This window comes from Phocaeicola coprocola DSM 17136, from assembly GCF_000154845.1.
GTDB classification, from domain to species: Bacteria; Bacteroidota; Bacteroidia; order Bacteroidales; family Bacteroidaceae; genus Phocaeicola; species Phocaeicola coprocola.
This window is the reverse complement of record NZ_DS981461.1, coordinates 1-12,301: the sequence shown is the minus strand read 5'-3', so window position 1 is coordinate 12,301 and position 12,301 is coordinate 1. Positions and strand designations below refer to the sequence as shown.

Annotated in this window: 8 protein-coding genes and 3 pseudogenes; 5 read left to right on the top strand and 6 right to left on the bottom strand. The window is 39.7% G+C overall.

Going from position 1 to position 12,301, the window contains the following annotated elements:
• Both BACCOP_RS21600 and BACCOP_RS06655 read left to right on the top strand, forming a co-directional pair.
• Positions 1-383: pseudogene (locus tag BACCOP_RS21600) on the top strand (IS4 family transposase); the annotation flags it as partial.
• A gap of 258 nt (positions 384-641) precedes the next feature.
• Complete coding sequence (locus BACCOP_RS06655) at positions 642-1,805, top strand: IS4 family transposase (RefSeq protein WP_007564783.1); 1,164 nt, start codon at positions 642-644, stop codon at positions 1,803-1,805.
• Positions 1,806-2,072: 267 nt separating this feature from the next.
• Here BACCOP_RS06655 and BACCOP_RS06650 read toward each other — a convergent pair whose 3' ends face one another.
• From BACCOP_RS06650 to BACCOP_RS06640, 3 genes are read right to left on the bottom strand one after another with little or no spacing between them, the layout of a single operon-like run.
• Positions 2,073-2,876: a DUF3108 domain-containing protein gene (locus BACCOP_RS06650; protein ID WP_007567517.1), complete on the bottom strand. Its 804-nt coding sequence runs from the start codon at positions 2,874-2,876 to the stop codon at positions 2,073-2,075.
• Complete coding sequence (locus BACCOP_RS06645; RefSeq protein ID WP_007567515.1) at positions 2,873-4,795, bottom strand: Ig-like domain-containing protein; 1,923 nt, start codon at positions 4,793-4,795, stop codon at positions 2,873-2,875. The genes BACCOP_RS06650 and BACCOP_RS06645 overlap by 4 nt, the downstream gene beginning before the upstream one ends.
• Positions 4,792-6,297 (bottom strand): GH3 auxin-responsive promoter family protein, encoded by a 1,506-nt coding sequence (locus BACCOP_RS06640; protein ID WP_007567513.1) that lies wholly within the window; start codon positions 6,295-6,297, stop codon positions 4,792-4,794. The genes BACCOP_RS06645 and BACCOP_RS06640 overlap by 4 nt, the downstream gene beginning before the upstream one ends.
• 152 nt (positions 6,298-6,449) lie before the next feature.
• Between BACCOP_RS06640 and BACCOP_RS06635 the strand changes: the two genes are divergently transcribed.
• Together BACCOP_RS06635 and BACCOP_RS06630 are read left to right on the top strand one after the other, a co-directional pair.
• Positions 6,450-7,463 carry an ATP-dependent 6-phosphofructokinase gene (locus BACCOP_RS06635; protein ID WP_040311892.1) on the top strand — a complete coding sequence of 338 codons (1,014 nt, stop codon included), beginning with the start codon at positions 6,450-6,452 and terminating at the stop codon, positions 7,461-7,463.
• A 127-nt stretch (positions 7,464-7,590) separates the two neighbouring features.
• Entirely contained in the window at positions 7,591-8,577 is a 987-nt protein-coding gene (locus tag BACCOP_RS06630; RefSeq protein WP_040311896.1) for a DUF5106 domain-containing protein, read from the top strand.
• A 266-nt stretch (positions 8,578-8,843) separates the two neighbouring features.
• Here the strand turns inward: BACCOP_RS06630 and rnc are convergent.
• The 3 genes and pseudogenes from rnc to BACCOP_RS06615 all read right to left on the bottom strand — a co-directional run.
• Positions 8,844-9,582 (bottom strand): annotated as a pseudogene (rnc, locus tag BACCOP_RS06625) (ribonuclease III); the annotation flags it as partial.
• Between the two features lie 3 nt (positions 9,583-9,585).
• On the bottom strand, positions 9,586-10,851 hold the full coding sequence (gene fabF, locus BACCOP_RS06620) for a beta-ketoacyl-ACP synthase II (RefSeq protein ID WP_007567508.1): 1,266 nt from the start codon (positions 10,849-10,851) through the stop codon (positions 9,586-9,588).
• 15 nt (positions 10,852-10,866) lie between these two features.
• On the bottom strand, positions 10,867-11,103 hold the full coding sequence (locus BACCOP_RS06615; protein WP_007567505.1) for an acyl carrier protein: 237 nt from the start codon (positions 11,101-11,103) through the stop codon (positions 10,867-10,869).
• A gap of 251 nt (positions 11,104-11,354) precedes the next feature.
• Here BACCOP_RS06615 and BACCOP_RS06610 point away from each other — a divergent pair.
• Positions 11,355-12,238, top strand: a pseudogene (locus BACCOP_RS06610) (hypothetical protein); the annotation flags it as partial.
• Positions 12,239-12,301: the final 63 nt, after the last annotated feature.

The following is a 12,301-nucleotide window of genomic DNA, read 5'->3' as shown; positions in this document are numbered from 1 at the left end:
AGACTTTATTCAAGGAAGATGTGTTATCGAAGTGGCTCATAAAGAGGTGAAAGCAAATCTCAAAACTCGGAAAGAAACCAGTGCAGAGACTTCGCCGGACAGATTGCAGGCATATCATTGTGCGTACTACAGTACAATATACTCAGTTATGTCAAACGCAATGAGTCATACGAAACTATCGGAGGACTCTTGCTGAAATTTCAAAGAACTCTGTTGAACTTTCAGTAGCCGAAAAAATTTGGCTGCTGATCGTAGAAGTTATAAACGTCATTGCCGAGGTACTTAACTGTGATGCAATGGTTCTGACAGAACAAGTAATATCAAACGATAAACAAATCAAAGCAGTAAAGCAGGCTTTCGACAGGCTGACACCAGCCGCCTGAGGAGCTACACTTTACTTGCGAAACTTAAGTATTCCTAATAATATTATGAATTATTGTAATTGCAAAATATTTAGTAAAGGGAGCGAAGAGTAAACGCATGAATAATTTCTTTGAAACCTGTGTTGGATAAGGTCATTACTGTCCCGTAAAAGTGGATAAATAGTTCTTTGAAATAACTGAAATATAGCTTATTATACTCTATTTGTAAAGCGCGACGATTTGAAATTGTACCTTTGAAACCAAATCAAATGGCTTCAAATGAATCAAGACAAATATGTTTTCGCTCAATTGGTAGAGTTTTTGAACAACAATAAATTCAGAAGAATCGTGGACAAATACGATGGAAATCGTTACGTCAAACATTTCACTTGCTGGAACCAGCTTCTTGCTATGATGTTCGGACAGCTAAGCAATCGTGAGAGCCTACGCGACCTGATTGTTGCATTGGAAGCACATCAAGCCAAGTGTTATCATTTGGGATTGGGTCGTGAACCCTTGGCCAAAACCACACTTGCATCAGCTAACCAAAATAGGGATTACAGAATCTTTGAAGATTTTGCATTCTTCATGATGAAAGAAGCCAGTGATAAACGAGCTACTCATATTCTGGATATCGAAGGAAAGAAGTACGCTTTTGATTCAACCACCATTCCGTTATGTTTGGCAACATTTCCTTGGGCTAAATTTCGAAGTAAAAAAGGTGGAGTCAAGGCACATGTCCTTTATGACATTGAGGCTCAGGTTCCGGCTTTTTTTACAGTAACCACAGCTTCAAAACATGACTCAACAGCAATGTCTGCAATTCATTATGAACCAAATGCATACTATATTTTTGATAGAGCGTATGATTCGTTTAAGGAACTATATCGGATTCATCTTACTGGCTCTTTCTTTGTCGTAAGAGCCAAGTCGAATCTTAAATTTAAGTTCTGCAAATGGAAACGCAGACTACCAAAGAATATACTATCTGATGCTGAAGTGAAATTATCAGGATATACCTCTGAAAAGAAGTATCCGGAATCATTCAGGATTATCAGGTTCTATGATGAAGAAGATGATCGTGAATTTACCTTCCTGACAAATGCCAAACATATATCTGCACTTGATGTAGCTAATCTCTATAAAAAGAGATGGCTTGTAGAACTGTTCTTCAAATGGTTGAAGCAGCACCTTAAAATCAAAAGGTTCTGGGGCACCACAGAAAACGCAGTCCGTATTCAGATAAGTGTGGCTATTATCACTTATTGTTTGGTAGCTATTATCCAACATGATTTGCACTTAAGCCGTTCGACCTATGAGGTCCTACAGATTTTGAGCATTTCATTAACGGATAAAACACCTTTACAAGAGTTGTTCAATAAGACTAATTTCAATGATGTCAAAGAGCAATTAAATCCCCTTTTCCCGGGGTTGTTTGATTAATATTTAATTCGTCCCGATTTTAACGGGACACTAATGGGATAAGGTTTTAAAGTAAGCTTAGCATTATTCTGAGATCATATTTATAAAGTATAGGAAAAAGAACAGCATCTTTTAGGAAATTCTTCTCGATCTTTTTTGAAAATTTGTACAGAATTTCTTAGGCTTTTCAGCATCTTTTTTTTAAAAAGAAAGCTCGCCCTAAACAATGTCATCTATTTTTAAGATAACCTTGCTTAGGGCGAGTTAATATAATCTTGTGTCTGATATTTATTTTACAATGGAAGTCAACGGATGCCTATTTCCTTTTATATCGGTGAGGAATGCCTTGGCTGAACCAAAGTTCAGATACATATCCAGTCGGACTGGCAGATGGTTACGGTCGTCGGTTACATAAAAGGTGATAACCTCTTTTTCTTTGTTGTTTACATATTCTACCAGTGAGAAAACCAGGCAACGATAAGTAACTCCTTGTTCAGAGGTGAAGTTTTCTTTTCCTCTATAAATCAAAGTCTGTTTTTCTATGGCGCGACCTGTTGCCATAGAGAATAGTATTTTTACTCCCGGTTTGTAATCCGAAGGATCGTATGAACGAGCTTGCAGCAAGATACTCAGCATGTCGTAAACACACACAGGCATTTCATCATGCTTTTTATCTGTCTTACCATATAAGGTACGTTGCTGGTCGACAATGCATTTTCCATTGCGGTAGCTGAAGTTCACTTCGTCTACAGTATAGCGTTTTCCTTCTTCTGCTCCTTTACGGAAATATAAAGGCTCCAACTGTTGTGTAGTAATACATGTTAATGTATCACGCATCTTGAAGAAAAAGTCTATTTTTTTATTTGTGTACGACTGCAAGTCTGTTTTCAGGCAAGGCTGACCTTTGTGTGTCGTTTCATTGACAGTCATTTTAGCCCAACCTGCATTTATCCAGATAAATTTCCAGTTGAATTTCAGTTCGTAACTTAGTGTTTCTCCCGGTTTAATTGCATCGTTTTCAGCGCCGCATTGTGCTTTAGCTGCCGTACCTCCTATCAGGAGGCACAGGCATAAAAAGATTTTCTTTATCATGACCTTCCTAGATTTCTGGCTCGTTCCTTATTCCTGTCTTTTATCTTTTTGGTTTCGTCAGGTTTCTGTTTCTTTATTTCATCCAGTTTTTGCTTGTCGAGTGGGGTAGCATGTAGGTTCCATGTTTCCTCAAACTCAAAGTTAGCTTTCATTTCCCATACTTTGGGGAAGTAGAAAACTTCTTCTGCCTGACGTTTGTCTTCATAAAGTCCTGTATCCCACTTTCCGTTATTATTATTATCGTTAATCAGTCGGATATAGTATTTCGTACTTGGTTGCAGGAAGTAAAAGTCACATGTTTTTTTATCTGTAACTGGTTGCTGGCGTACTACGGCATCACTGCTGTTCAACAGTTGTACGATAGCGTGTGGTCCTGCACCTACGATGTTCAGGTAAAGCGTTCCGTAATCTTCAAGCGTCTTAACCTTTAGTGTGTTCTCTATTTTATCAGAAGACAGACCGTAAATACCTTTAAAACAAAGAGAATCAATAGTTAGCTTGTATTCTACTCCCGGCTGCCAGTTTGCCAGTATCTGATAACGCCGTGGAGCTACACTGTCTGCTTGAAAAATGAAAGGTATATCCTGCCATACAGAGTCTACCATTGTACTCATGTGTATGGCCGATGTATCTATACTGGCCAGAGGCTCTTCAAAGCTCAGTACAATGTTTCGGTTTAGGTCGAGCGCTGAAGGTGCATCTGTATTGACAGTCAGAAATTGAGTTTCTACGGTTAGCGTATCTCCTTTCTTTTCACGTCTTTTACGCTCTTTTTCTTTTTTCTTATTCTCTTCCTCCAATAAAGCGAGTCGTCTAGCTTTTGGTATTTTGTTTATCATACGTAACGTATCAGTCTTGGGAACCAGTTTTCCAAGAGTATCTGTTGCGAGATAATCCAGCTGCAAAGTCAGGGTATCACGTTCGCACAGAGCGGTATCCTTTATCCAGTAAAGAATGCTATCGTTGCGCGGATTGGCTTCGACAATCAATTCTTTTTCATCGAAGTCTAACCCTTTTAAAGTGGGTAGTGTATCCGATTTAGCACTGAAATAGAGTGAGAACTGCGTTGTTTTGGGGCGCTCACTCTTCATTAGGTACTGGAGACTGCTTTCTTCCTTGAATGCCTGTAATATGATATTGTCTGGCAAAAAGCGAGTATAGTTGACTTGTTTTATTGTATCAATTTTTGTTGTATCTTTCTCATTCCATAATGTATCCTGGCGGACAGCACCTTCCATGCTGGGTACAATGACGGAGTCCTGAAAAGCAATTACTTCTGTTTTTGAATCGAACAGATAGTTCTGGTTTCCATCCATCAAAGCATAAATTCGATAACTGCCTGGAGCAATACCACGGATAGTGAACTGTCCGCGACTGTCAGTACGTGAGATACGATCGAATGGGAGTGTGGTGAAGGCCGAATCATTCAGGTTTTTATGCAATCCTACCTGAATTCCTTTTATAGGTTCCAGATTTTCGGCATTTAATACAGTACCCGATACTTGCATGGTATCAATTCTATCTCCGGTAGAAAAAGCATATGAGAATTGTCCCAAGGGGTTTCCTTCATTATTGTCTACAATAGCATCGCCGAAGTCGATTGTGTAGGTAGTATTTTCTTGTAAAGTATCGAAAAACTCTACAAGTACACGCTTTCCGCTAGTTTTCACTTCGGGGCTTTCTTTTTGCGGTGGAGAAATGATTACCTTCTCAGAAGCGTTTTCAAGTTTGATAAATTCATCAAATTCGATTGAAATCTTCTTACGAGTATTATTGGTTGCATTTGGCTCAGGTATAGCACGTATAAATTTAGGGGGATCTTCATCATAAGGTCCTCCATCAGGTGATCCGGTACTTGCACATGCATAGAATCCGATGATTACCAGTAATATGGCTATGTATTTAGGTATGGGCTTCATATATTAAGTTTTAGCATTTCTTCGATGTAGTCACGGTTGTTGCTCAAACGCGGTACTTTATGTTGTCCGCCCAGTTTCCCTTTTTGCTTTAACCAGTCGTGGAACAGATTAGGGCGTGCTACGATAATTTCCAGTTCCTGCAACGTAATATCTTTATGACGCTTGGCTTCATAATCAGAATTGATATCCTGCAATGCTTTATCAAGTGTATGTCTGAAGTTTTCCAGAGAGTCGGGCATAGTACTGAATTCTATCAGCCATTGATGTCGGCATTTTGCATTAGCATCCATAAATACCGGTGCAGCTGAGTATTCTAGTACTTGAGCACCTGTTGCGGCGCAGGCACGTGCCAGGCCTTTTTCTGCATTATCTACCATCAACTCTTCGCCGAAGGCGTTGATAAAATGCTTTGTACGGCCGGAAATTACAAATTTATACGGTGATTTTTGCGTAAACTTGACCGTATCTCCAATAATGTATCTCCATAGTCCGCAGGAGGTGCTGATTACCATTGCATAATTCTTGCCGATTTCTACATCTGCCAGTGGTATGATGGCTGGAGCCGGATTGTCTATTTCCTCCAATGGAATGAATTCATAAAAGACGTCGTAATCCAACATCAGCAACATGGCTGGGTCGTTCAGATCACTTTGCAGTCCGAAGAAACCTTCACTTGCATTGTATGTTTCCATATAATGCATTTTATCGCTTGTAATCAGCTGCTTGTATTGTTCTCGATATGGTGTGAAACATACTCCTCCGTGGAAAAAGACTTCCAGGTTAGGCCAGATTTCGTTCAGGTGCTTGGCACCGGTTTTTTCCAAGATACGTTTAATTACGGCAAGCATCCACGACGGAACTCCTGAAAGATTGGTTACGTTTTCGTGAATAGTTGTTTCAGCTATCCGTTCTACTTTTTCTTCAAATTCGCTTAACAATGCTATGTCTTTGCTCGGTACGCGGATGAAGTTTACTAATGGATTAATATTTTGTATCAGAATAGCCGACAAGTCACCTACCAGACTATCTTTCAGATTGTAATTAGGGCTGTGGCTTCCTCCTAAAATCAGTCCTTTGCCCGAAAAGAAATTACTTTGAGGGTTTGATCGCAGATAAAGGGCTACAGCGTCTGTTCCTCCCTTATAGTGAATATGGCGTAATCCGTCTTTGCTGACAGGGATGAATTTACTTTTATCGTTGGTTGTTCCCGATGATTTAGCATACCATACTACCTGTCCGGGCCATAAAATGTTTTTCTCTCCATGTCGCATACGGTCTACATAACCTTTTACATCATCATATTGTTGTATAGGTACACGCTGAAAATCAGTGTATGTACGTATGTTGGCATAATTATATTTCTTTCCCCATTCCGTAGCGGCGGCGGTTTGTATAAGTTTTCGGAACACATGTTCCTGGATAGCTTCTGTCTCCTTCGCGTACCGGTCTATTTCCTTTTGTCGCGAAACAAATAGCTTTCCGATTAACTTTGTTGAAACCATTTATTTATATTTTTCTTTTTCTTATCTATATCTTTATCTTTATCTGCAAAGTTAGGCTATTTCTCTTTCAAATAGAGATTTTTCCTTTCAGAAATCACAAATCTACACTTTTTTCTTATAACTTTACCACAAGTAGTGAAAATTTAAAGGTTATGAGAATAGGAATCTTAACATCGGGAGGCGACTGCCCTGGTATAAATGCAACTATCAGAGGAGTTTGCAAAACGGCAATCAGCCATTATGGGATGGAAGTTTACGGAATACGCAGTGGATTTCGTGGTTTGCTGGATAACGATATTATTCCATTGGATGAGAACTCTCTGACTGGACTGCTGAGCATGGGCGGAACCATATTGGGAACATCGCGTGAGAAGCCTTTTAAGAATAGAGCAAATGTACCTGTTTCGGAAGATAAGCCAGCCATGATGTTGAAAACAATTCGTGAGCGCAAGCTGGATTGTGTTGTGTGTATTGGTGGAAACGGTACACAAAAGACTGCAGCCAAATTGGCTGCAACTGGAGTAAATGTCGTGACTGTACCTAAAACGATTGATAATGATGTGTGGGGGACCGATATCTCTTTTGGCTTTGATTCTGCTGTAAGCATTGCTACTGAAGCAATAGACCGATTACATTCCACTGCTAGTGCACATCAGCGTGTGATGGTTATCGAAGTCATGGGACACAAAGCGGGATGGATAGCACTTTACTCAGGTATGGCAGGTGGAGGAGATATTATTCTGTTGCCGGAGATTCCTTTCGATATACATCGTATCGGTGATACTATTATTAGCCGCCTGAAGAAGGGTAAGCCTTATTCCATCGTAGTAGTTGCAGAAGGTATTCCTACACTGGGAGGCAAGAAAGCTGCACAGTATATTGCAGAGGAAATAGAATATGAAACAGGCTTTGAAACCCGTGAAACGGTGTTGGGATATATACAGCGTGGGGGAGGCCCTACAGCTTTCGACCGTAATTTAGCTACTCGTATGGGAGGACATGCTACAGAGCTGATTGCAAGTGGACAATTTGGTCGAATGGTTTCTTTGAGAGGTTCAGAAATAACTTCTGTACCTTTAGGTGAGGTAGCTGGAAAATTGAAATTAGTAACAGAGGAACACGATTTGGTTATTCAAGGACGAAGAATGGGAATCTGTTTTGGATAAGGAGTAAATGGCTTATATATTTTCTCCGTAATAATGGTGGAGATGTCATTTGTGTTATAAATTTCCCTTATTTAGGATACAGATATTTTTAATAAATGAATTTGTCCCACAAGAAATAATGGAAAGTATGAAGGAAATAATTCATAATAAGAAATGGGGTAAGTTTAATTGTTTTGGGATATATGCTTGGTTAATATTGGGAATCACTTCTTGTTATCATAAAGTGCAAGAAGAGAAGAATTCTGTTAATAAAGAAATAGTACAACAGCAAGAAAAGATAAGATCATTTTTCCCTTTTCCTGAAATACCTGCAATGCTTACACAGCCAGAAGAGCGTAAAGCTTATCTGATAGCGCATTATTGGGATAATTTTAATTTTGCAGATACGGCGTTAGTAAATAATCGGAATATAACAGAACAGGGTATAGTTGATTTTTTAGCTATATTGGCAGATGGGACATTAGCTGAGAGGCAGCAAGTAGAATGTATAGATAACTTTTGTGGTGGTTTAGAACAGCAGGCTTATGCACAAAAAATATTTCTACAGATGATGGAAGATTATTTGTATAATCCAAACTCTCCTTATTATAATGAAGGTCTATATGTTCTGTTTTTGAAACGTATGTTAGAAAGTAAATATGTAGATGACTTAAAAAAGAGTTCGTTACTATTTACTCTACAGTTGATAAATCAGAATTTTCCTGGTCAGAGGGCTATGAATTTTATATATTATCTTCCGGATGGCAGTAGGCATACATTGTATCAGACAAGGGTTAATAAGAATCGGCTTTTATTAGTTTTTTATGATCCAGAATGTCCAAGTTGCCATGATGTCATGATGGAAATGCTACATGATAAATTGCTTCAGCAAGAGGTTGATGCTGGAAATCTTACTGTTCTAGCTATATATACAGAAGGAAATTTAGATGTATGGAAGACAACTATAAGTGAATTGCCCAAGGAGTGGATTGTTGGAACTGACCGTGAAGAAATTAAGCAACGTTGCTTGTATGATTTAAAAGCAATGCCATCACTTTACCTACTTGATGGAGATAAAAAAGTAATTCTTAAAGACGTTTCTTATAGAAAAATATGTAGTGAAATATTATACTGAAAAACAAACGAGTCAGAAGTTGGAAAGTCCATTAGACTACAACTTCTGACTCGTTTGTTTTTATTTGCTTTCACGGAAAGCAACTTCCTCAGCCTCTGCAATAATACGTTCAGTATCTACGAAGTGCTCTTCTGGAATTTCCTCTTCCCGAACGCTAATACTTTCTTCGACTGCTATAGCTTCTTCGTGTATAGCTGTTGTATTTTCCGATTCGGCAGTTTCTGCTGCTTTTTCTCTTTCTGCTTTAGCTGCAAAAATGGCGTCAATAAATTGTGGGTCGCCTTTTATTTTAGTCAGCGTTGCATGTGCAGCTTCTTGCTGGGATTCTTTTTTAGAATATCCTTTGCCTGTACCTGCCGGAATATTTTCTACGGTAATTTGCGTTTCAAAAATCGGATTCTGATCGCTGTCGAGTGATTGTTCTATCAGGTTAAACTCTACACAGAACTTGTTCTTCTGACTCCATTCTATCAGTTTCGACTTGAAGTTGACTTCCTTGCGTGATATTTTTTCTAAGTTCAGGTATTGGTTGATGATACGTTCTTCCATGAACTTCTTGCATGCACGATATCCACGGTCCAGATAAATAGCTCCGATAAGTGCTTCGAAAGCGTTTCCACACATATAACTGTTATGTGAAGACTGGCGTGTAGTGTATTTTATCAGTTTATCCAGTCCTATTTCTACGGCTACACGGTTCAAGGTTTCGCGTTGTACGATCTTGGAACGTGTATTCGTAAGGAAACCTTCTCGTTTACCTTCGAATTTTTTATATACGATATCGGCAACTATGGCATCCAGAATGGCATCACCCAGAAATTCAAGTCGTTCGTTGTTCAGTAATCGTCCTTTACCGGCTTTTATTGAAGACGATTTATGCAACAAGGCCTGTTGGTAGATTTCTATATTTCTCGGATAAAATCCGAGCATTTTGTAAAAACAAAGATAAGGCTCCTTATCCTTGCGGAAAAGAAGTCTTATCTTATCAGTTATATTGCTAAACACAGTTTATTCAGTGTATTTTTTTACGATTACACATGCATTGTGTCCACCAAAACCGAATGTGTTGCTCAATGCAGCACGAACAGTACGATGTTGTGCCTTATTGAATGTGAAGTTCAGGTTATAGTCGATTTGTTCGTCGTTATCACCTTCTTCGTGGTTGATTGTTGGAGGAACAATGTCATTTTTCACAGACAGTACGCTGGCAATAGCTTCTACAGCTCCGGCAGCTCCCAGTAAGTGACCTGTCATTGATTTAGTAGAACTGATATTCAGCTTATAAGCATGCTCTCCGAACAGAGCTTGAATAGCTTTTACTTCTGAAATATCTCCTACTGGTGTAGAAGTACCGTGTACGTTGATATAGTCGATATCTTCCGGTTGCATACCTGCATCTTCCAGAGCGTTTGTCATAACCAGTTTCGCACCCAGACCTTCCGGATGAGAGGCTGTTATATGATAAGCGTCGGCAGAAGCACCTGTTCCGGCCAGTTCGGCATAAATCTTCGCGCCACGTGCTTTAGCGTGCTCCAGTTCTTCCAGAATCAGACATCCGGCTCCTTCTCCCATTACGAAACCGTCGCGGCTTGCGCTGAACGGACGTGAAGCATGAGTCGGGTCGTCATTACGTGTAGACAATGCATTCATAGAGTTAAAACCTCCTACTCCAGCCGGATAGATTGTTGCTTCAGCACCTCCTGCAACGATCATGTTAGCTTTACCCAAACGAATCAGGTTGAAAGCTTCACCGATAGCATTTGATGATGATGCACACGCAGAAGTAGTAGTGAAGTTAGGTCCATGGAAGCCATAAATCATAGAAATATGACCAGATGCTATGTCTGCAATCATTTTCGGGATGAAGAACGGACTGAAGCGCGGACCGATAGTATCTTTAGTCTGTGCATAATTCAGAACTTCTTCTTCGAAAGTATGAAGTCCTCCGATACCTACTCCGAAAATAACTCCGATTTTATTCAAATCTTCTTTTTCGACATCAATTCCGGAATCAGCTACAGCTTCCTTTGCAGCAGTGATGGCATATTGTGTATACAAGTCCATCTTACGAGCTTCCTTGCGATCGATAAAATCGTTCACATTGAAGTTCTTTACTTCGCAAGCAAACTGAGTCTTGAACTTAGATGCATCGAAATGAGTAATAGGCCCTGCTCCGCTTACTCCATTGATAAGGTTGTTCCAGAAATCAGGAACAGTATTACCTATCGGTGTGAGCGCACCAAGACCTGTTACCACTACTCTCTTTAATTCCATAAAAGTAGAATTAAATTATTTTGCGTTAGCTTCGATGTAAGAGATAGCGTCGCCTACAGTCTGGATCTTTTCTGCCTGATCGTCAGGAATAGAGATACCGAATTCTTTTTCGAATTCCATGATTAATTCTACTGTATCCAAAGAGTCAGCACCCAGGTCGTTAGTGAAGCTAGCTGCTGGAGTAACTTCTGATTCTTCTACGCCCAATTTATCAACGATAATTTTCTGTACTTTTGATGCGATTTCAGACATAATTTTCTTGTTTTAAATTTATACAATACTTCGGTAAATTTTTACCGAAAAATTAAAAGTTAAACAATAAAACCGGCAAAAGTCGGTTCGGAAACACTAAAGAGGTCATTGAAATGTTGTCTAAAACGAATGGTTAAGCATGAAGAAATGTGCTGAAAAAAATGTGCTAACCTGCTGATAATAAAGGTAAAAAAGTATTGCATAATTCGCTGGTTTTTTAGTAAATTAGAAGTCTCTCAACTCTTCTGATTATGACTAAAGAAACACTCCTTATGCAATACCAATCCGAGTGCCTGTCGGCTCTCAAATCAGTAGCGAATATACAAAAACCTTTTGAAAAAACGTTCATGGACACCATGAAATTATTCATGGCCATCCCGGATCGTATAAACTTCCTCCAATTGGGCAGATATGGCTGTTTCTCAGAACAGACTTATCGTAACCTTTTTGAGCATGAAACTTTCGACTGGTTTGCGTTCAACGGCTCTATCATCAGCAAGCATCTCACAGGCAAAAGAAAAGCCATCGCCATCGATCCTTCCTATATTCCCAAATCAGGCAAGAAGACACCTTGGATAGGTTACTTCTGGTCTGGTTGTGCAGGAGAATACAAGCGTGGACTGGAAATCATGGGCATCGGTGTCATTGACATCGACAATCATGAATGCATGACTTTAGGTTCCATTCAGACGCCAGATTGTAAGACCTTGGATAATATGGACAAGAGCCTCGTTGACTGGTACAGCAGCTATCTTATCTGTAGAAAAGACAAGCTACAGAGCCTGTCCAGAACGGTGGTTGCAGACGCATTCTTTTCCAAGGAAACATTCATAACACCTATGTGTGAGAACGATTTCCATGTCATCAGCCGCTTTCGGAATGACGTAATCCTGTACTATCCGACATTGGAGCAGAAAACAGGAAAACGTGGTCATCCCAAGTGGTTTGACGGCAGGATTGACTTTGCCAATCTGGATTTGACCCGGTGCAAGGAATACGAGGTGAACAAAGGAAAGCTATACGGATTGAGGGTATATGCAAAAGCTCTCAAAAGGTATGTTTCCTTAGCCGTCTGGTATCCGATGGACGGGAGGACAGACAGTGGCAGCTTTACTTCTCTACAGACGATTCCATGATGACGTGAGTGCTGATATACAGACAGTCACTGATTTGCTGATTCCACCACATTGGAGCTCAG

Coding starts and splice junctions, on each gene's coding strand:
- BACCOP_RS06640 (WP_007567513.1), bottom strand. CDS start 6,297: ATGGTTTCAACAAAGTTAATCGGAAAGCTATTTGTTTCGCGACAAAAG.
- BACCOP_RS06645 (WP_007567515.1), bottom strand. CDS start 4,795: ATGAAGCCCATACCTAAATACATAGCCATATTACTGGTAATCATCGGA.
- BACCOP_RS06630 (WP_040311896.1), top strand. CDS start 7,591: ATGAAGGAAATAATTCATAATAAGAAATGGGGTAAGTTTAATTGTTTT.
- BACCOP_RS06615 (WP_007567505.1), bottom strand. CDS start 11,103: ATGTCTGAAATCGCATCAAAAGTACAGAAAATTATCGTTGATAAATTG.
- BACCOP_RS06635 (WP_040311892.1), top strand. CDS start 6,450: ATGAGAATAGGAATCTTAACATCGGGAGGCGACTGCCCTGGTATAAAT.
- BACCOP_RS06655 (WP_007564783.1), top strand. CDS start 642: ATGAATCAAGACAAATATGTTTTCGCTCAATTGGTAGAGTTTTTGAAC.
- fabF (WP_007567508.1), bottom strand. CDS start 10,851: ATGGAATTAAAGAGAGTAGTGGTAACAGGTCTTGGTGCGCTCACACCG.
- BACCOP_RS06650 (WP_007567517.1), bottom strand. CDS start 2,876: ATGATAAAGAAAATCTTTTTATGCCTGTGCCTCCTGATAGGAGGTACG.